Source organism: Spirosoma sordidisoli (genome assembly GCF_004138325.1).
In the GTDB taxonomy this organism is placed as follows: domain Bacteria; phylum Bacteroidota; class Bacteroidia; order Cytophagales; family Spirosomataceae; genus Spirosoma; species Spirosoma sordidisoli.
The window spans coordinates 105,121-125,982 of the sequence record NZ_SBLB01000009.1 but is presented as its reverse complement, the minus strand read 5'-3'; the positions used below and the strand labels follow the sequence as shown (position 1 = coordinate 125,982).

At 54.2% G+C, this 20,862-nt stretch carries 10 protein-coding genes; 7 read left to right on the top strand and 3 right to left on the bottom strand.

The features are described 5' to 3' along the window. Window positions 1-123: 123 nt before the first annotated feature. Both EQG79_RS26035 and EQG79_RS26030 read left to right on the top strand, forming a co-directional pair. Window positions 124-3,342, top strand: a complete 3,219-nt coding sequence (locus tag EQG79_RS26035; protein ID WP_129605575.1) for a WD40/YVTN/BNR-like repeat-containing protein — start codon at window positions 124-126, stop codon at window positions 3,340-3,342. 166 nt (window positions 3,343-3,508) lie between these two features. Continuing rightward, window positions 3,509-4,465 carry a DUF1016 N-terminal domain-containing protein gene (locus EQG79_RS26030; RefSeq protein ID WP_077922962.1) on the top strand — a complete coding sequence of 319 codons (957 nt, stop codon included), beginning with the start codon at window positions 3,509-3,511 and terminating at the stop codon, window positions 4,463-4,465. A gap of 33 nt (window positions 4,466-4,498) precedes the next feature. On the opposite strand, the gene EQG79_RS26025 is transcribed toward EQG79_RS26030, so the two are convergent. Continuing rightward, window positions 4,499-6,919, bottom strand: a complete 2,421-nt coding sequence (locus EQG79_RS26025) for an ABC transporter permease (RefSeq protein WP_129605573.1) — start codon at window positions 6,917-6,919, stop codon at window positions 4,499-4,501. A 138-nt stretch (window positions 6,920-7,057) separates the two neighbouring features. Continuing rightward, the gene (locus tag EQG79_RS26020) at window positions 7,058-7,927 is read right to left on the bottom strand and encodes a 3-keto-disaccharide hydrolase (RefSeq protein WP_240699454.1); all 870 of its coding nucleotides are present in this window, start codon (window positions 7,925-7,927) and stop codon (window positions 7,058-7,060) included. A 119-nt stretch (window positions 7,928-8,046) separates the two neighbouring features. Between EQG79_RS26020 and EQG79_RS26015 the strand changes: the two genes are divergently transcribed. Next, a complete protein-coding gene (locus EQG79_RS26015) occupies window positions 8,047-8,883 on the top strand; it encodes a helix-turn-helix domain-containing protein (RefSeq protein ID WP_129605571.1) in 837 nt (278 codons plus the stop codon). A gap of 23 nt (window positions 8,884-8,906) precedes the next feature. Here the strand turns inward: EQG79_RS26015 and EQG79_RS26010 are convergent, their stop codons facing one another. Continuing rightward, window positions 8,907-9,170 carry a barstar family protein gene (locus EQG79_RS26010; protein ID WP_129605569.1) on the bottom strand — a complete coding sequence of 88 codons (264 nt, stop codon included), beginning with the start codon at window positions 9,168-9,170 and terminating at the stop codon, window positions 8,907-8,909. A gap of 1,747 nt (window positions 9,171-10,917) precedes the next feature. On the opposite strand from EQG79_RS26010, the gene EQG79_RS26005 reads away from it, so the two are divergent. The 4 genes from EQG79_RS26005 (at window position 10,918) to EQG79_RS25990 (ending at window position 20,842) form a co-directional block, all read left to right on the top strand. Then, on the top strand, window positions 10,918-14,016 hold the full coding sequence (locus EQG79_RS26005; RefSeq protein WP_129605567.1) for a SusC/RagA family TonB-linked outer membrane protein: 3,099 nt from the start codon (window positions 10,918-10,920) through the stop codon (window positions 14,014-14,016). Between the two features lie 14 nt (window positions 14,017-14,030). Beyond that, on the top strand, window positions 14,031-15,884 hold the full coding sequence (locus EQG79_RS26000) for a RagB/SusD family nutrient uptake outer membrane protein (protein WP_077922958.1): 1,854 nt from the start codon (window positions 14,031-14,033) through the stop codon (window positions 15,882-15,884). A 151-nt stretch (window positions 15,885-16,035) separates the two neighbouring features. Next, window positions 16,036-19,065, top strand: a complete 3,030-nt coding sequence (locus EQG79_RS25995; protein ID WP_129605565.1) for a SusC/RagA family TonB-linked outer membrane protein — start codon at window positions 16,036-16,038, stop codon at window positions 19,063-19,065. Between the two features lie 31 nt (window positions 19,066-19,096). Then, window positions 19,097-20,842 carry a RagB/SusD family nutrient uptake outer membrane protein gene (locus tag EQG79_RS25990; protein ID WP_129605563.1) on the top strand — a complete coding sequence of 582 codons (1,746 nt, stop codon included), beginning with the start codon at window positions 19,097-19,099 and terminating at the stop codon, window positions 20,840-20,842. Window positions 20,843-20,862 lie beyond the last annotated feature (20 nt).

The window sequence follows — 20,862 nt, the reverse complement described above, 5'->3', positions numbered from 1 at the left end:
TTATTTAAAAATCTCATATTGTTAACCCTACTTTTGCAAAGTATACAAAATAATCATTGTATTGCGTGCGGTTTCCAGCAAAATGATACCGAAAATTACGTTCGCTTCACTAACCTAAGCTTTATGTATAAACCCTTTACTTTCCTCGCCGGAGCAGTTGTCAGCGCTTTGCTGCTCGTACAGCCGGTCATGGCCCAGCGAAAGGCTAAATCGAGTCCCGCAGTTAACAGACAGCTATCCGATAGTCTGTTCAATGGGCTTCGCTGGCGCAATATTGGCCCATTCCGGGGCGGGCGTTCTCTGGCAGCAGCGGGCCACCCCGATCAGCCGCTTACCTATTATTTCGGCGCTACAGGCGGGGGTGTCTGGAAAACCATAGATGGGGGCGCCAACTGGATGCCTGTTTCGGATAGTGCCTTTCAGTCCAGCTCGGTCGGGGCCGTAACGGTGGCTCCCTCCAACCCGAACATCATTTACGTCGGTATGGGCGAGGCCGACATCCGAAGCAATATCGCCAATGGGGACGGGGTCTATAAATCGACCGATGCCGGAAAAACCTGGAAGCATATGGGCCTGAAACTGGCCGATGCGATCGGGAATATTGAAGTACATCCGCAAAATCCGGACATAGCTTACGTGGCTGCCCTCGGCAATCCGTTTGCTCCCAACAAGGAGCGGGGTGTTTTCCGAACGACCGATGGGGGTAAAACCTGGAAACATATTCTGGCCAAAAACGACAGTACGGGGGCAGCCGTAGTAGAGCTTGACCCCAACAACCCCTCTATCGTTTATGCGTCGATGTGGCAGGCTTACCGAAACAGTTATAAGATGAGCAGTGGTGGGCCGGGCTGTGGGCTGTACAAATCGACCGATGGGGGCGATACCTGGACAAGTCTGCACACACGGCCCGGTATGCCGAAAGGGTTACTGGGGAAAATCGGTATAACCGTATCCCCCGCCAACTCGAACCGATTGTACGCCATGGTCGAAAACGCCAAGGGCGGACTGTACCGTTCCGATGATGCCGGCAACAGCTGGCAGCTGATCAATGAGGATAAGAACCTCTGGCAGCGGCCGTGGTATTACATGATGCTGGCGGCCGACCCGCAAAACGAAAACGGCCTCATTGTCCTGAACGTGAACGCGCTGAAGTCGTACGATGGGGGCAAAACCTTTCAGCGGATTGCGGTTCATCATGGCGACACCCATGATATCTGGTGGAACCCCAAAAATCCGCAGAATTTCATCATTGCCGATGACGGAGGGGCCGAAGTAACCTACAATGGCGGGGCCACTTTTTCGGACGTCGATATCCCAACGGCCCAGTTCTATCACGTGTCCATTGATAACGATTTCCCGTATAATCTTTACGGTGCCCAGCAGGACAACTCCGCCATCCGGATTGCCAGCCGCACCACCGACAATGTCATTGGGCCTAGTGCCTGGTATTCGGTAGCCGGCGGAGAATCTGGCTATATCACGTCGGACCCGAACAACCCGCTGGTGACGTTCGGCGGCAGCTACGACGGGCTGATCACCCGCTACGACAAAGCCACCGACCAGAACCAGCGGATCAATGTTTACCCCGATTATAGCATGGGGGCTCCGTCGTCTGATCGGAAATACCGGTTTCAGTGGACCTTTCCAATTGTTTTTTCCCCGCACGACAGCAAAGCGCTCTACGTCACCTCCCAATATGTGCACCGCAGCATGGACTACGGGCATTCGTGGGAGGATATAAGCCCTGATCTGACACGCAACGACCCGAAAACCCAGGGCGACACGGGCGGCCCCATTACGAAAGACAACACCGGTGCGGAGACTTTCCCGACCATTTTCACCCTGGCTGAGTCGCCGGTAGAGAAGGGCGTTTTCTGGGCGGGTTCCGACGATGGACTGATGCACATCAGCCGCGATGGGGCTAAAACCTGGCAACCGATTACACCGCCCGGTTCGATGCTGCCCGACTGGGCGATCATGAGCATGGTTCACCCGTCCGATCATACCACCGGCAAAGCCTACCTGGCGGCCAAACGGTACATGTCGGGCGACCGGAAGCCGTATCTGCTCAAAACAACGGATTACGGTAAAACCTGGACGCTCATTACCAGCGGCATTCCGTCCGACGAATACTGTCATGTTGTTCGGGAAGACCCCAACAAGCCTGGGTTACTGTATGCGGGCACTGAACGGGGGGTGTATGTGTCGTTCAACGATGGCGGTTTCTGGCATAAACTGTCCATGAATCTGCCCGTTACCCCCGTCCGCGATCTGCAAATCCACAAGCGGGATAAAGACCTGGTGGTAGCTACTCACGGCCGGTCGTTCTGGATTATGGACGACATAACCCCCCTGCATGAACTGGCCGATCAGCGCGACGGACTAACCGGCAAGACGGTGCATCTGTACAAACCTCGCCCGGCTTATCGGATGGATGGCGGATCGCAAACAGCTGAGGAGGGGGAGCCCGTCGATCAGGGCGAAAACGCACCAAACGGTGTACTGGTCCGATACTACCTGAAAAACAAGCCCGATAAAGAGCTGAAACTGCTGTTCATGACCAATGCAGGCGATACAATTATCACCTACTCCAGCCTGAAAGACAAGCGCGGTCAACCCCTGAAAGTGGCTAAAGAGTTCTACGACGATCCCGGTCAGAAACGACCCGGAAGCGCGTCCGCACGGCCAGGCATGAACGTCTTCGTCTGGGATATGCGCTATCCGGATGCGACACCGGTTGAGGGAACGAATGTGATGTGGACAGGACGGGGGACAGGGGCTAAGGTCGTTCCCGGGGCGTATAAAGTTCGGATGCTGCTGGGCGACTCGCTGGTTGCCGAACAACCGATCGAAATACGGAAAGACCCGCGCTTGCCGATTACTGACGCCGATTACAAAGAGCAGTTTGAGCTATTGATGAAGATAAACAGCAAACTGTCCGAAACCCACAAGGGCGTCAATCAGATTCGTCAGATCAGGAGCCAGATTAACGGCTATATGAAAGACGTTAAAGACCCCAAAACGGCTGAGAAGTTCAAAAAAGTGACCAAGCCGATGCTCGAGTCACTGGATGAGCTGGAGTCTACCCTGATGCAGCCCAAGTCGAAAGCAATTCAGGATGCGCTGGCTTACCCGATTCGGTTAAATGACAAACTGTCGGGAGTTGGTTCGGTCGTTTCATCGGCGGAGACCAAGCCGACAAAGTCCTCCTACGTGGTATACGAAGCTCTCGAAAAGCAGGTAGGAACGGCGCTGGGTAAGTTAAAAACAATTATTGAGCAGCAGGTGCCCGAGTTCAACCGGATGGTGACTGAACAGCGTATTCCGGCTATTACACCCTAGCGGCCCGGCTTATTTCTTCCGCATACAAGTCCTTTAGTATGGCGACCCGATACCGTGGAACCCGAGCGTCAACGGTATCGGGTCGCCATACTTATTTGCTGCATAAGCTATTCGTAAGTTGGCCAGGATACCCATATTTGCGGTATAGTTTTATCCATTCAAGCGTATGAATATGCCGCCAGCTCCTCTTCCCAGCTACTCCGATCACGAACCCATTGAGCTGTTTCGGTATCTACGGACTTTAGTCGATGCTGCCGAACAGGCCTCATCCCCTTTCCCGAAGTTCGCCTTAGTGGAAGCCTACTGGCACATCGGTCGCATCATCGTTGAGATTGAGCAGGCTGGGCAGGCGCGCGCTGACTACGGCATACACCTCATCGAATCCCTATCGGAACAACTAACGCAGGCGTTTGGTAAAGGGTACAGCTTGCCTAATATGTGGCGGTTCAAGCAGTTTTTTCTGGCGTTTCCAATTCTCTCCACAAATGGGAGAGAATTAATAAACCTCCGACAGCATCTTCGAACTGAACTGACCTGGTCACACTACCGGGTGCTAATGCAGCTGGAAAACCTCCAGGAACGGTCATTTTACCTCAACCAGGCGGCTGACGAACGGTGGACGGTGCGGTTTATGCAGCGGCTGATTCGTACCCGCTATTACTACCAGGTAGCTCTGGGCGACACCAGGTTATTGCCTGGCTCGCCCACTGGTAATACGATCGGGAAGACAAATACCCCTACCCTCTCGGCCGTTGGCGGAACGACCCGGACCCGACTGGCCAGCATCAAAAAAATTATGCTCGACCGCTACGTTGGCTTCGCTTTTGTAGGGCAGCGGCAGTTTGTTTCCGTCAACGGGCAGGACCACTGGGCGGAACTGGTCTTCTTTAACTACTTGCTCAATCGATTCGTCCTTGTTCAGCTGGGTGAGTTTGGGCCTGTCAGTCAGGCGGCCTTTGTCCAGTTGATCGATGCGTACTGCAGCAGACAACCGCCCGGCTTTACAAACCTGCCCATAGGACTCCTGGTCAATCAACAGGGGCAGATTAAGCACCTCACGAGTAGCCAGGAACAGGGTTTGTCGCAGGATGACAGCAGCCGCCTACCGGTCAGTTTTGCCTGATTGACACCAATCAAGGTCGGGCAAAACTAAGCCCTACTCCATTTTCAGGGTTTCGACCGGATTTGTTTTTGCTGCCTTCATGGTTTGAGATCCAATCATCAGCAAGGCGATTACCCACACCACCAGCAAGCCCCCCAATAGCTCGATAAGCCGGATAGGGTTGTGATACGGGAAGTTGGCGAGCACAAACCGCTCGAAGAACAGGTACGTAATGGGCAGGGCGATAAGCGCGGCTATCGACAGCTGAACCAGAAAACCACGGCTTAGCAAATAGACAAGGCTTCCCGAACTGGCGCCCATCACCTTCCGTATACTGATTTCCTTGAGCCGGGTTTCTGTCGTGAAGGCCACCATGCCAAACAGGCCCATGGATGCGATCGAGATGGCCAGTATCGACAGAAAGCCAATAATCTTGATCATGGTCGAGTATTCACTGTACGCTTCTTCAATCGCTTCGTCGTACAACTCAGCCCGAAACGGATGAACCCGGTCGATTTTTTTCCAGGTCGACTCTATTTTAGCCCGGGTTGCCGGCAGGTCAGCACTTTGCAGTTTAACATTGATGATGGATCTGTCGCCGGGGGTCCAGGGCATGAATGCTACCGGCTCGATGAGATTGTCGACCTTACCGTAGTGAAAGTCCCGGATGACGCCCACGATTGTCATCCGGCGGGTACCGCTGAAATTGGTGAACGTGATCTCCTTCCCGATGGCCTGGTCCGGGTTGTCTGCAATTTTCAACCGCTTCAGCACCTGCTGGTTCACGATCACTTCCGTAGCGGCAGCGGCCGTTGCCGGTGGTGCCTTGAAGTTCCCCCCCGCCAGCAGCTTATGATCATGCAGCACCATATACTGTTCATCGACATGATTGGTCAGGACCAGCGCCGAGTCACGCGAATCACTGTATTTCATAAATCCGCCCCAGGCATTGCCCACGCTCGTCACGATCAGGGACCTGGATATGGCCGCTACCTCGGGCATTTCGCCCAGTTCCTTCATCAGCGCATCCGGTTGATTACCCTGCATATCGATGTTCAGAATGTTGTCGGTCCTGAATCCAAGGTCGAAAGCGAGGATATCTTTATACTGCACATAGCCAATGGCGGTTGCGGTGATAAAAATCAGGGTAAGCGTATACTGAGTAACAACCAGAGCGCGTCTGAGCGGTACGTGCCTGAAGAGGTTCACCGATGAGACATTACGGAGTGCGTTGATGGCGCTGACTTTGGAGAAGAACAGGGCTGGCAGAAAACCGGCTATAACCCCAACAGCAACCGAAAAGAAAACAAACGCCACGACCATAGACAGGGTAAGGTCAAGCTTTACCGTGCGCTGCATCTCCGGCGCCAGGCTGATCAGCTGTGGCCGCAACAGGAGAAACAGGAAAAAGGAAAGCAGCAGAGCGGCCAGTGAAATCAGGATGGCCTCGGCCAGAAATTGCTGCCAGACCTGGTCTCTGCCGGCACCGATGGCTTTGCGGATACCCACCTCCTTGAAGCGTCGCATGGCCCGGGCAACCGAGAGGTTGGTGTAGTTGAAACAGGCCGACAGGATCACCACCAGCGCCAGCCCGCCCAGTATCCACAGTACCGCCAGAGGCATGTGTGGACCCACGGAGCCCGGCCCCCCTTCGGACTGACGGAGGGTTTCACCAACCACGATGCTGTACAGGGGCAAAAGCTCAAGCTCGATGCGGGTGTTTTCCTGGGCGAGGTTTTCCGCCTTCGCCAGGGCGTCGAGCTGGGATTGGATAGAGGCCCTGTCTGCATCCTCAGGCAGCAGCAGGTATACGTAATTCGACGACATGCTTGTCCATTTCCCGAAGTCAGCGTTGTTCCGGTTGAGTTGCTCGGCCGTTGACAGGGAGACCAGGGCCTCGAAGCTGATGTGCGAGAAAAAGGGGACGTCTTTCAGGATGCCGGTCACCCGATAACTCAAGGTATCGAACCGGATCGACTTGCCCAGAGCAGATTGGGCTCCGAACAGCTTTCTGGCCGCGGTCTCGGTAAGAACAATGGAGTACGGCTCGTTCAGGGCGGTGGCAGGATTCCCCTCAATCATCGGCAGGGTGAAGATGTTGAATACCGATGGGTCAGCCCAGAACCCTTTGACGGGCAGCACATTGTCACCAACCCGGGCGTCCTGTGAGAAGTCGGTACGCAGGATCGCCACGTCGTCGACGCCGGTCACTTTCTGCCGAATTAGCTTACCGGTTTTGATGGAGGTAGTACCAAACTTGCCAGCCTGTTCGCCGTTGAAGGTCGCCACGCTGGTAATGCGGTAGATGCGATCGCCGTTTTCGTGGAACCTGTCATACGACCACAGGTCCATCACAAACGCAATGAGCAGCAAGCCCACCGACATACTGATAGCCAGGCCAACGACGTTGATAAACGAGAACAGCCTGTTGCGCAATAGGTTGCGGCTGGATGTTTTGATGTAGTTACCGATCATGCCAGCAAGATTACCGGGTAACTACGTACCAAATGAAAAAATGGGGTGAAATGGGTTAAAAATGGGACGAAGGTCGAAACCCGTTTCTGACACGCACCCATTCGTGTCTGTCCGGCCAGGCCGAACCAGCCTGACTATTCAGAATAAGCCTGCATATTCGGTAGGTATTGCTGTTAACGGCCTGATCCGAATGTCCTTAAAAAACACTTCAGCCGCTTCACTCTGCAGCTGAATTCGCCCCTTTCGCATGGGAACATCCTGCCCATTCTCGTTGGTGTACCGGGAGTCTTTGAGGACCATAACCACGTGCCCGTTCACAATGTGCAGACTTTTACCCGCGACGCAGATCAGCTCCAGCTTCGTCCATTCGCCGGGTGGGCTTTCGTAGTTACCAGACCGGAGGCAGTAGGCCTCACTTCCTTTTTTGAAGGCCACAAAGGGTTGTTTGTCATCAGCGACCCGATTCATCACCCCCTCCGATTGGTAAGCACGAATATCGATGGCGGAGTTAGCCTGGCACCAGTAATCGCCCATGTGTCCTTCCATAATCTGAAATTCCTGCGACAGCATCCAGGACCGCCAGTATTCTACGCCCGCTTCGCCGATAGAATGGTAGAGGATGCCCGAATCCCGCAACTTGGTGAGCCGGGGTTCGTATTTCTGGCTACCCCACTTGACCTGCAGTGTGAGATGATAATTTTCATACGAATCCCGGGTAAACAGGCAACCATACTTCTCCCCGCTTATCCGTAGAACAGGCCCGCCGGGGTCGTTGATGATCGAGAAAACCCGGTTGTCGTCTTTATTGTAACCAATGGGTTGGATAGGTGATCCCGACGCGTCTTTTGGTACATTTCCATTATAGTCGGGTCGATGCGCAAAGCTTAGGTAATTCTCCCACCTGGACAGGTTTTTATCCAGCAAGGGCACCCACTCATCGCGTGTATTCAGAGACGGCAAAGAGCCCAGGGCACAAAGGCCGATAAGCAGTGTAGTCAATAATTTCATGAGCATGGAATCGTAGCGGGCGATCTGCAGACGATACAGCAAACCTACGCCCGGCCTTAGTTGGGGTTATGGTAAAAATCCATGCTTTATTGGTAGGTTTACGTTTACCCCCGACCTGCATGAAACGCTACATTCTTCATACCCCGTTTAACATCTATCACTTTGAGGCAACCACCTGGCAGCATGCGGTCCATAAGCATACCTACTTCGAGATCATTTTTATAATCAGGGGGAACGGCATTCACACCATCAACGGCAATACCTACGACTATACCGAAGGGGATGTGTTCTTGCTGGGACCCGAAGACTACCATGATTTCGTCATCCGGGAACCTACCGAATTCTGCTTTATTCGCTTCAACGAATCGGTGTATCGACACTCCTCCGGCGAAAAAGACAACGGCTGGCAATCCATCGTAAAGACCTTGCTCTCCACTTCTTCCCAGAGTCGCGGCACCCTCGTTGCTGACAAACAGGAGAAGCAAAAATTACACAACCTGCTGGCTGTTCTGGAGGAGGAAAACAAACGGGATCAGGCGCCCTACTTTACCATCATACGAGATAGTCTGTTACGGAGTATGCTGATGATCCTGGCCCGCAACCTGTTCAGCCAGACACCCGCCAGAACCCAGACCAACGACTCGGCAGAAGCGATCCTGATGTACATCCGCCAGCATATTTACCAGCCTGATAAACTAACCATCGATCACCTGGCCGATGTGTTTCACTACGCTCCCGCCTACATAAGCCTCTTTTTCAAGAAACAGACGGGCGAATCCCTGAAGCAGTACATCGTGAAACACAAAATAAAACTCATCGAGGCCCGCCTGCTATACAGCCCGTTGACACTGGCCGAGATAGCCGATGAGTTTGGCTACACTGACGAAAGCCATTTTTGTAAGCAGTTCAGGAAGTATACGGGCCAAACACCCGGCTCTTTCCGGAAACGAACCTGACTGGAAGCCCCAAAAAGAGTTTGTCAGGCCAGAACGATTCGCCGGGGCGCCATGTACTCGCCATAGTCTTTGATGACCTGGCGTAAGATGTCCATATCACGCGGACACAGACGGGCAAACTCGTTCCAGTTGGTCAGGATTAGCTCGGCCGGCATATCGACCACGGCGACAATGCAATCCCAAAAAGCGTCCCAGCTCACGCCATACCAGTCCGGGAAGCCCAGTCTTTCTTTGACAAGCCGGTGAAAAGCGGATTTAGTATGTATACCTGTTAAATCTATAATCATGATAGATATGTAGAATTGCGTCGATCCATTCTGTCGACGCCATAATTGGTCCGGCGTTTAAGAATCAGGTAGGGTTGACGATGATAAAACAATACAGACCTTTTTTAATCTCACACGTTGGCTCGTTGCTATCAACTTACCGCTTGTCGGTTGGAGAGCACCGGCCTAAGTCGCTGGATCTGTATTAGCAACTGCAGATGGTAAGGCCGGGCTCGCTAGCGAGGTCAGCAGGGCTCTTCACCGGCAAAAGCATCTGATCAACTCCGGCAGGCAAACTATCCCGCTACGGTTGGTTTTGACCCGCACTAACGGCTAATTGACTGGAGCCAAACCGATAATGATAAAATAATCCAGATAAAAAAGTAAGTAGTAACGAGCTTTTCGGTTAGTGGTGTATCAAAATTTACGGATCACCGTTGGGTTGAAAAACAAAAAATCACACTAGGTAAACTGACTCTATTCTCTGGATATCTATTTAAATGGAGTAAGTAATAGCCAGATCGATAAATACAGCACAACAGGCTTATCTAAACAAGTCTATTGTTCTGTATTTATCACAATAAAACCAACACGAAAGTAAGGCAATTATCTAGGTTAACATGTAAAGTGAAAATAAAGACAATACATAATACCGCTCTTGCTTCTTAATATATTCACAATAGGTTACCATTTTATTTTTAACTGAATGCGTCAATTTTTAACAACACTACTGTAGCAGGACCGATTATCGGATGAGCTTACCTGCGGCACAAAATTTATCTACACTTTAGCTTATACTTTTTCAGCGCAATTATAATGAGCATAACTATACGCAACCATCGCCTGATCGAGCAGACTGATCAGAAAGAGTAAAGCGGCTCTATCTCCGTACTTGTTCAGGGACTTGACCAGGTTGTCACTGAACAGACCCGATTTCGTTACCATAGGAACAGGGCATCTGGTTAACTAATCTGTTGCGTTCCCCTTGTAACAACGCCATCGTATTGCCAAAAAGCGAGTTTGTGTCTAGTAGCAAACCTCTTAAATGGCTTAAAAAGGCACTTTATATGATTAATTTTATAAGAATGTAACATAGGCAATTGAACGTGTAACATGACCGTGTCTCATATAGCATTATGCTAATATACTTTTGACCTCGGGTTTCGGGCAGGATAGTCTGACAAGCCAGCGAAATAAGGTAATAGTAAGATTTTGTAAGACTTACCCGATTCGTTAGCCTCCACATTTTATAGGCAAGGGTTGTGCTGCTCCATAATTGTGTCATTTCAACACATAACGAGACAGACCTGTATTGCTGTACCCTAACTACAACCCGGAAAAACCATTGAACTGGATTTTTTTTGTAACGACTATCTAATTAACTGCGCTACTTATTATTTGTTTTTGATAGAGAATTGACCTGTCAAAATATCGCATACATGAATTAACTACCCGGTTACATGTAGCTTCCTATTCCATTACTACATAATCGTTCCAAACCAATAAACAGATCACCCTGACAGTCATTTATTTCTATGACTTTTTGTATTATTTAATTTATTAACTCCTAAACCCAACCTCTTCTATGCGACTAATCAGCCTTACAACCAGATGCATCGTTCACGTTGAACAGAGCAGAAAAAAGTCACAGAGTTCTGTTTGAATTAATCAATATATCCGATCACTGTAATTCAACGGAAGTGAAATGATCAAAACTATACAGTACGCAGTCCGATTTCCAAAAAATGGAGTGCAGAAAACCCGACTGATGGCTTTTTTAGCCTTGTGGATCGGCTTGATTCTGGGCAGCCAGGTAGCGCTAGCGCAGGAAAGTCAAACGGTTAAAGGGGTCGTTCTGGATGAAAACCAGAAGCCGCTTTTTGGCGCCTATGTGATCCTGAAGAATACGATGACCGGAACCACTACCGATGTCAATGGGGAGTTCAGCCTCAGGATTCCGGCGGGTAAGCAAACCCTGGCGGTCTCTTACCTGGGATCGAAAGCGCAGGAAGTGGCTGTAGATAAAGGGAGTAGCCTGAAGGTCGTACTGACCGGGAGCGACATCACCCTCGACGAAACGGTTGTGGTCGGCTACGCTCAGCAGAAAAAACAAAGCGTTGTCGGAGCCATCTCCCAGACCACGGGTAAGGTGCTTGAGCGTGCGGGAGGTGTCTACAGCGTAGGGTCTGCCCTGACGGGTAACGTACCGGGTGTCATCACCACCTCCAGCACGGGTATGCCCGGCGAGGAAGACCCGCGTATCCTTATTCGGGGGTTGAGCTCCTGGAACAATAGTTCGCCCCTGATTCTGGTCGATGGGATCGAGCGGCCCATGAACAGCGTGGATATCTCATCGATCGAAACGATTTCTGTGCTGAAAGATGCGTCGGCGACGGCCGTTTTTGGGGTTAAAGGTGCCAACGGGGTTATTTTGATTACCACCAAGCGGGGTAAAGAAGGCAAAGCGACCATCAACGTGCGAGCCGATTACACGCTGAAAGTACCCTCGGCATTGCCCAATAAGTATGACTCCTACGATGCCCGAAGCATCCGGAACCGGGTTATCGAAAACGAGCTCGGGCTGGAGTCGGCGGGCTGGGCTACTTACACGCCGTACGAGATCCTCGATAAATACCGGAACCCGGCCAACCTGGCCGAAGCCGAGCGCTACCCGAACGTAGACTGGGCCAAGGAGATGTTCAAGCCGGTTACCAAGTCGTACAGCGCCAACCTCAACGTGTCGGGGGGTACGTCGTTCGTCAAGTATTTTGCATCGGCGGATGTGCTGATGGATGGCGACATTTTCAAGGAATGGAACAACAACCGGGGCTATCAGGCAGGCTACGGGTTCAACCGGGTCAACGTTCGGACCAACCTTGACTTTCAGTTGACGCCCACTACCCTGCTCATCACCAACCTGTCCAGCTCAAACGGAGTGAAGAAGAGTCCGTGGGGCGCTACCGGTGGGGAGTACGATATGTGGCAGGGGGCGTATGGCGTAGCACCCGATGCGATGCTGCCCCGCTACTCCGACGGCACCTGGGGGTACTACGCCCAGGACCCGGTAGCCGCCACCAACTCCGTGCTGAACCTGGCCCGCAGCGGGATCATGAAGCGGACCACCAGCCGGATCACCACTGATTTTACCCTGAATCAGGATTTGAAGATGGTCATGAACGGTCTGAGCACGTCGGGTACGGTTTCGTGGGACAACACCTTCGTGGAAAGCCAGCGGGGTATCAACGATCTCTACAACGATCCGCAAACCAAGTGGATCGATCCCGCTACCGGCGAGTCGCGCTACCGGTTCACCTACTATGCGGCCAATATGTTCGACTTTCAGGAAGCCATCCGATGGGCTCCCCAGGCGGGCACGATGGATAACGGGGCTACGTACCGACGGTTGTTTTACCAGCTCAAGCTGAATTACAACAAGACCTGGGGTAAGCACACCGGCACCGCCATGGGGCTGTTCAGCCGCGAGGACCGGGCGGCCGGCAGTGAGATTCCCAACTACCGCGAAGACTGGGTATTCCGTACCACCTACGACTATGCGGGTAAGTATTTCGCCGAAGTGAACGGCGCCTATAACGGATCGGAAAAGTTCGGCAAAGAAAACCGCTTCCATTTTTTCTCGTCGGGTGCGGTAGGCTGGCTCTTGTCTGAAGAGGCTTTTTTCAAGCGGGCCAAGTTTCTGGATCTGCTGAAACTACGGGTGTCGTACGGGAAAATCGGGGATGACAATATCAACCAGCGGTGGCTGTACATGACCCAGTGGGCCTATACCGGACAGGCCAAAATCGGGGAGAACAACTCCGACGTGAGCCCCTACGTCTGGTATCGGGAGTCATCGGTAGGGAACCCATCGGTACACTGGGAAACGGTAACAAAAACCAACCTGGGAGCTGACTTCTCCCTGTTCAACGGCACCGTTTCGGGTAGTGTCGATTATTTCAACGACTACCGAACCGATATCCTCATCGCTGGCGGGTCGCGCGCGATACCATCTTACTTCGGCACCAACGCCCCCGTCGCGAACCTGGGTAAAGTTCGGGTGAAAGGGTACGAGCTGGAAGTAAAGGTCAATCACCAGCTCACCAACGGCATCAGACTCTGGGCCAATGCCAACATGACCCACGCCAAAGACCGGATCATCGAAGCCGACAACCCGAGCCTGCTGCCTGACTACCGCAAGAGCGAGGGCAAACAGATTGGTCAGACCTACTCGTACGTCAGCCACGGGTACTACAACAACTGGGATGAGCTGTATGCCAGCACCGAACAGAACACCAACGACCGGCAAAAGCTACCGGGCAACTTCCAGATCGTCGACTTCAACGGCGACGGCCGCATCGACACCTACGACAACATCCCGTACGGGTTTCCCGAGCGACCACAGAACACCTACAACGGCACCGTTGGTTTTGAGTGGAAAGGATTTAGCGCCTTCGCGCAGTTCTACGGCGTCAATAACGTAACCCGCCAGGTCGTTTTCACCAGCTTCGGCTCCCGGATGAACACCGTCTATGACCAGGGTGAATACTGGTCGAAGGAAAACCCGACGGCCAACTCGCCCCTGCCGCGGCTGATGACCGCCACCGACCCATCCACCTACGGCAATTTCTACATGTACGACGGGTCGTACCTGCGGCTGAAAAACGCCGAAGTCGCCTACACCTTCAACCGGGGCTGGATCGAACGGTTTGGCATGCGCTCGCTGCGCGTTTACGCCAACGGAAACAACCTCTGGCTCTGGACCCGGATGCCCGACGACCGCGAATCGAACTTTGCCGGAACGGGCTGGGCCGCCCAGGGTGCGTACCCCACGGTAAAGCGATACAACTTCGGACTAAACATTACCCTGTAACTCACGGCTGACTCATGAAACGAATAACAAAAACGATTGGCTGGCTCGGATTGGCCGCGATGCTCTTCGTGCTGCCCTCCTGTAGCGATTATCTGGACCGGGAAAATCAGTCGACAGTTTCGTCTACCGACGCCTTCAAGAACTTTATCAATTTTCAGGGCTTCGTCGAAGAACTCTATTACTGCATACCGGAGTCGTCTAAGTTCTACTGGCAGAACTCGTTCAACTGGGGCGAAGACGAAATCATTGTGGCTGGCGCGACCTGGTTCTACGGCTACAAGATCGACAACGGCGATTTCTGGGGCTGGCAGCGCGAAAACGACGGCTGGGGTGCGGGCTGGATGGACGGTCCCGGCAATACGCTCGATCAGACCAACCGCTTCAATAAACGGTTCTGGCCCCTTGCCTGGTATGGTATCCGGAAAGCCAATATGGGTCTGGAGAATATCGAACGGCTCTCCGATGCTACCCCGGAAGAAAAAAACCTGGTGAAAGGTCAGCTGCTCTTTTTCCGGGCCTGGTTCCACTTTCAGCTCATGACCTACTTTGGGGGCCTTCCGTACATCGACAAGGTACTACCCGCCGACCAGAAGCTGGACCTGCCGCGCCTGACCTATCAGCAAACCGCCCTTCGGGCTGCCGAAGATTTCAAGGCAGCCGCCGAACTGCTGCCCGTAAACTGGGACGATACGGATGCCGGTAAACGAACGCTGGGGAAAAATCAGCTGCGTATCAACAAAATTATGGCTTACGGGTATCTGGGCAAAAACTACCTCTATGCGGCCAGTCCGCTGATGAACTGGTCGTCTACGGGTAGCAAAACCTACGATGCGGACCTGAGCAAAAAGGCCGCCGAAGCCTTTGCTACCCTGCTCCAGATGAGCGAAAGTGGTAAGACACACCACAAACTCGCTAATTTCTCGGAGATGTCGAGTGTGTATTACACGCTGAACCAGGGTATGCGGGTGCCGGGCTTTCCCGAAGCCATCATGCAGTCGCCGGCCTATGATGGTGGCGCTACGCGCTGGGGTCTGAACGAGCAATACGTAGCGGGGGTGTTGTTCAATGGCGGCAGTACCTGTTTCTCGCCAACGGCTAACTACGTAACCTACTACGGTATGGCCAACGGGCTTCCCATCAGGAATGCCGAGCAGGCCGATCCGGAGTCAGGCTACGACCCGACCGATCCCTGGAAAGGGCGCGATCCGCGTTTTTACAAAGACATCATCTATGACGGCGTGAAAATGATACAGGGTATTTCGGCCACCCGCGAAGCCCACCGGTACGCCAACCTGTTTACCAAAGGCAGCTACCGCGACGAGAACAACGGCAGCCGCACCGGCTATCTGAATGGTAAGTTCATTCCCCGAACGACCAACTACGACGATAACGGGCATAACCAGTCGCACTTCATCCACCTGAGTTATATGCGCCTGGCGGATGTTTATCTGATGTATGCCGAAGCGGCCCTGCATGCCTACGGAAACCCGCAGGGTGCTTATCCGGGCTACATTTCGGCCGTCGAAGCCGTCAACAAGATTCGGCGCCGGGCGGGGGTTGCGGATGTGAACGCCAAATTTCTGGGCTCGAAAGAGGCTTTCATGGGCGAACTGATCCGGGAGCGGGCCGTAGAGCTGTCGTTCGAGGGGCATCGCTTCAATGACCTGCGTCGCTGGCTGCTGCTCACCGAGCGTCCATATACGCTGAAAACGGCCCACGATTTCGATCGGGCGCCCAACGGGAAGGTGGCCAACCTGAAAGAGCGGATCATTCTGGAACGTCGCTTCAACAGCAAACACTACTGGCTACCGCTGAAGGTCGTCGACGTGAGCATGTACCTGGCTTTTCCCCAAAATCCAGGCTGGTAAACCGCAGGCTCTACCGCCTGATTGATAAAACTTTTCTAAGCCGCGTATCACCGCCAACATCCGTTTTTGTGTCTCCGGAAGGGGACACAGCAGGCCGTGCCATGACTCGAATCAGGTATGGCGGTGTTGGCAGGCTTTCCAAACCATCCTCATGAAACAGTTAGTCTACATCACAACGGTTTGTTCGTTGCTGGCACTCTACAGTGCAGGCGCCAGGGCGCAGACCAATCCGAAAGTCGAGGTCAGGTCGGTTGTTCGGAATGCAGAGGGTAAGCCTTTGCGGGGTGCCTTCATCAGCGCCAATGCCGGCCAGGTGAAAACCAAGACCGATAGTCTCGGTGCATTTTCGCTGACCCTGGCGCCCAAATCGACCGTGCTCGTATCGGCCGAGGGCTACCAGGACCAGGTTGCCCAGGCCGACACCAACATGCAGGATATCGTGCTGGCCGGTATTGACGACAACGCCAGCCTGGTTAATGTGGCCTTCCGCACAGTGCCCAAAAAAGACCTGCTGGGCGGGGTAGCCGTGGTTAATCTGCCGGGCTTGCTGCAAAAGAACTACACAACCGGCGCGCTGGACAACCTGAGTGCCTTTGCGGCCGGGTTCAACGGCAACATCTGGGGCATGGGCGAGTATCTGGTGCTGATTGACGGGGTACCCCGCTCGGCCACCACCGATATTCACCCGACCGAAATTGAGCAGATCACGGTCCTGAAAGGCGCGGCTGCCCTCGCCCTGTACGGAAGCCGGGCGGCCAAAGGGGTTATCCAGATTACCACCAAACGGGGCGTTGCCAACGAGAAACGGATCAACGTTCGGGTCAATACGGGGCTGCACGTGCCCAAGGGTTACCCGGATTACCTCGGTTCGGCCGAGTACATGACCTTGTACAACGAAGCCCGCCGGAACGACGGTCTGGAGCCCCTCTATAATCAGGAGACCATCTGGAACCATTATTCCGGTACCAATCCCTACCGCTACCCGGACGTCAACTATTACTCGCCCGAGTACCTCCGGAAAGCGTATAACCGAACCGACGCTTTCACCGAAATATCGGGTGGCAACAACCGGGCCCGGTTCTATACCAACATCGGATTTGTTCACTCAAACTCCCTGCTGAACGTGGGCGAGGCCAAAAACGACAACAATACCCGGCTCAACGTCCGCGGAAACATTGACGTACGGCTCACCGACTACATCAGTACATCGGTAGACGCCACGGCCATCTTCGGCAACAACCGCTTTGCGCATGGCAACTACTGGAGTAGTGCCGCAACCTTACGCCCCTACCGCTACTCGCCGTTGATCCCGATCAGCATGATCGAAGAAAGCGATCAGCTCACCCAGCTTCAGGTGCAGAACAGCAACTACCTCATCGATGGCAAGTACCTCCTGGGCGGCACCCAGCAGCACCTGACGAACCCCTTCGCCGACATGTACGCAGCCGGGTACAACAAGGGAACCACGCGCCAGTTCCAGTTCACGAGCGCCATCAACGTAGACCTGCGTAAAGCCCTGCCGGGGCTGTCGTTCGGTACGCGCATCGGGGTCGACTACTCCACGTCGTACAACCTGTCGTTCAACGATCAGTACGCGATTTATGCGCCGACCTGGAACAGCTATGCCGGGAACGACATGATCAGCAGCCTGCAGAAGTTCGGCGAAGACCGCAAAAACGGGGCGCAGAACGTCAGCAACAGCTGGCGGCAACAGACGATCTTCTTCTCGGGTCAGTTCAACTACCTCAGACGAATCAACAACGTCCATAACATCAACGCCATTCTGGTCGGCACCGGCCACCAGCGGGCGGAGACCAGCGTTTACCACAAATCACAAAGCCACGTGAATCTGGGCTTACAGCTGGCCTATACCTATCGGCAGCGCTATTACCTCGACTTCAGCGGGGCCGTGCTGCATTCGGCCAAACTGCCCCCGGGCAACCGGCAGGCCTTCTCTCCCACCCTGTCGGCGGGCTGGCGGATCAGCGATGAGCCCTTCATGGCGGGTGCGTCGTTTGTCAACAACCTGAAACTGACCGCATCGGCGGGTATCCTGCATACTGATCTCGACATTCCGGGCTATTACCTCTACAAGGGCCTCTTTACCCATGCCGACGGGACCTGGTACAGCTGGCGCGACGGCACCCTGACCCGCACAACCGATTCGCGCCGGGGCGAGAACAACGACCTTTTCTTTGCGCAGCGGAAAGATATCAACGTTGGGGTCGAAGCCTCGCTCTTCCGACAACTGCTGACGCTGGAAGCCAATTACTTCATCAGCCGGATGGATGGCATCGTGACCCAGGCGGCTTCCATCTACCCGAACTACTTCGTGACCGGTTTCCCCCAGAGCTCATTTATTCCGTATATCAATTACAACAACGACCAGCGCAACGGCCTGGATGTCAACCTGAGCCTGAACAAGCAGCTGGGTCAGGTGGCCTGGACGGTCGGCTTGACCGGAACCGTTTACAACTCGAAGGTGATCAAGCGCGCCGAAAACTACGAGAACGCTTATCAGAACCGGGTGGGCAAGCCGCTCGACGCCATTTTCGGGCTGCGGAGCAACGGCCTCTTCGCCGACGAAAGCGACATCGCCAGCAACCCCACCCAAACGTTCGGCCAGGTTAAACCCGGCGATATCAAGTACGTAGATCAGAACGGCGACAACCTGATCGACAGTCGCGATGAGGTATACCTGGGCCGGGCGGGCTGGAATGGCTCTCCGTTGACCTTTGGTCTGCACCTGACGGCCAGGTGGAAAAACTGGACGGTGTTCACCATCGCTACCGGCAACAACGGGGCCTTCTCGCAGAAGAACAGTTCGTATTTCTGGATCCGGGGCGACGACAAATATTCGGCAGCCGTTCGTGATCGCTGGACGCCCGACACGAAAGAAACGGCCACCTACCCCCGGCTCACCAGCCTCAACAACGATAACAACATTCGCACGTCGGACTTCTGGCTCTATCGCAACAACCGCTTCAACCTGGCTAAAGTACAGGTTACCTACGCCTTACCCGGCCAGGCGCTGCCCGTTAAGTTCATCCGCGATCTGACCATCTATGCCAGCGGGTCCGACCTGCTTACCCTGGCCAAAGCCCGGCAGATTATGGAAATGAACATCGGCGGCACCCCCCAGACCCGCTTCTTCAATATTGGCTTGAACGCAGCGTTCTGACCAGCTTCTTACTTTCTGGCTAGCAAAACTTATGAAAAGATACCTACCCATCCTGCTCGCTGCGAGCTTGTCCCTGACGGGCTGCGCCGATCTGCTGGAACCCGAAGTCGAGAACCTCCCCGGCAAAGATGCCATGTACAAAGAGGTGACCTTCGCCCAGGGATTCCTCCTGAATGGATACACGCGGCTGCCCGGTCTGCCCTTTAACGATGTGGCCACCGACGATGCCGTCAGCAACGACAAAAACAACGCATTCCTCAAGATTGCAACCGGCCAGTGGACGGCCAACTACAACCCAACTGACCAGTGGGTGAACAGCATGTCGGCCATTCAATACCTGAACACCATGCTGGCCGAAGTCGACAAGGTTACCTGGGCCACGGACCCCAGGGCGGCTCAGATGTTCCGGGACCGCATCAAAGGGGAAGCCTACGGCCTGCGCGCCTTTTACATGTTTCAGCTGTTGCGAGCCCATGGCGGCTGGGCAAGCAGTGGTGAGTTGCTGGGGGTTCCCATTCTGACGAAACCCCAGGATACGAACTCCGACTTCAACCAGTCCCGCGCTACCTTCGAAGCCTGCATGCAACAGCTCTACAGCGACATTAAACAAGCCGAAGAACTGCTGCCCCTCGATTACGAAGACGTTACATCGGCCTCGCAGATTCCCGCCAAATACAGCGGCATCAGCCCGGAAGAGTACACCCGGGTATTCGGGCAGTACTCCCGGCTTCGGCTAACGGCCCGGATCGCCAAAGCCATTCGGGCACAGGCGGCCCTGCTGGCGGCCAGCCCAGCCTACAGAACCGGCACCACCACGACCTGGATCGATGCCGCCAACCACGCGGGCGAGGTTCTGAAACTGGTGGGAGGACCGGCCAGACTAGCCGCTAACGGAGGCACCTGGTACGACAACCGCACGGAGATCAACAACCTGGGCGCGGGTATCAATCCGCCGGAGATTCTCTGGCGGGGCGATGCATCCAACAGCCGCAACCTGGAGGAGGACAACTATCCGCCGTCTCTGTTCGGTCGGGGTCGTGTCAACCCGACCCAGAACCTGGTCGACGCGTTTCCGATGGCGAATGGGTACCCCATCACGGCAGCGGCCAGCGAGTACCGGGCGCAATCGCCGTATACTAACCGCGACCCCAGGCTGCAGCGGTATATCGTGGTCAACAACAGCACCCTGGGGCCGTCGAACACGGTGATCAGAACCGAGACCGGCGCGGGTAACGATGCCGTCAATCAGATCGAGACATCCACGCGCACCGGCTACTACCTGCGCAAACTACTGCGTCAGGACGTGAACCTGAACCCGATTGGCGCCAACCAGCAGCGGCATTACACGGCCCGCATCCGCTACACCGAAATCTTCCTGATCTACGCCGAAGCGGCCAACGAAGCCTGGGGCCCCGACGGACAGGGCTCATTCGGGTTCTCGGCGCGCGACGTAATCCGGGCCATTCGTCAACGGGCGGGTATCGGTGCCAACAACGGAGATGCGTATCTGGCTTCGGTCCAGACCCAGGCCGATATGCGGCAGCTCATTCGGAATGAGCGTCGGCTGGAGCTGTGTTTCGAGGGCTTCCGCTTCTGGGACCTGCGTCGCTGGAATGAAAAGCTCACCGAGAGCGCTAACGGCATCCGGATAACGAATGGCAACTACTCCATTTTTCCGGTAGAAAACCGATCCTTCACGGCGCACATGAACCACGGGCCTATTCCGTACGGTGAAATGCTCAAATGGAAGTCACTCGTCCAAAACAAAGGCTGGTAAACGCTCCTCATAACCAATCA

Coding starts and splice junctions, on each gene's coding strand:
- EQG79_RS26035 (WP_129605575.1), top strand. CDS start 124: ATGTATAAACCCTTTACTTTCCTCGCCGGAGCAGTTGTCAGCGCTTTG.
- EQG79_RS26030 (WP_077922962.1), top strand. CDS start 3,509: ATGAATATGCCGCCAGCTCCTCTTCCCAGCTACTCCGATCACGAACCC.
- EQG79_RS26025 (WP_129605573.1), bottom strand. CDS start 6,919: ATGATCGGTAACTACATCAAAACATCCAGCCGCAACCTATTGCGCAAC.
- EQG79_RS26020 (WP_240699454.1), bottom strand. CDS start 7,927: ATGAAATTATTGACTACACTGCTTATCGGCCTTTGTGCCCTGGGCTCT.
- EQG79_RS26015 (WP_129605571.1), top strand. CDS start 8,047: ATGAAACGCTACATTCTTCATACCCCGTTTAACATCTATCACTTTGAG.
- EQG79_RS26010 (WP_129605569.1), bottom strand. CDS start 9,170: ATGATTATAGATTTAACAGGTATACATACTAAATCCGCTTTTCACCGG.
- EQG79_RS26005 (WP_129605567.1), top strand. CDS start 10,918: ATGGCTTTTTTAGCCTTGTGGATCGGCTTGATTCTGGGCAGCCAGGTA.
- EQG79_RS26000 (WP_077922958.1), top strand. CDS start 14,031: ATGAAACGAATAACAAAAACGATTGGCTGGCTCGGATTGGCCGCGATG.
- EQG79_RS25995 (WP_129605565.1), top strand. CDS start 16,036: ATGAAACAGTTAGTCTACATCACAACGGTTTGTTCGTTGCTGGCACTC.
- EQG79_RS25990 (WP_129605563.1), top strand. CDS start 19,097: ATGAAAAGATACCTACCCATCCTGCTCGCTGCGAGCTTGTCCCTGACG.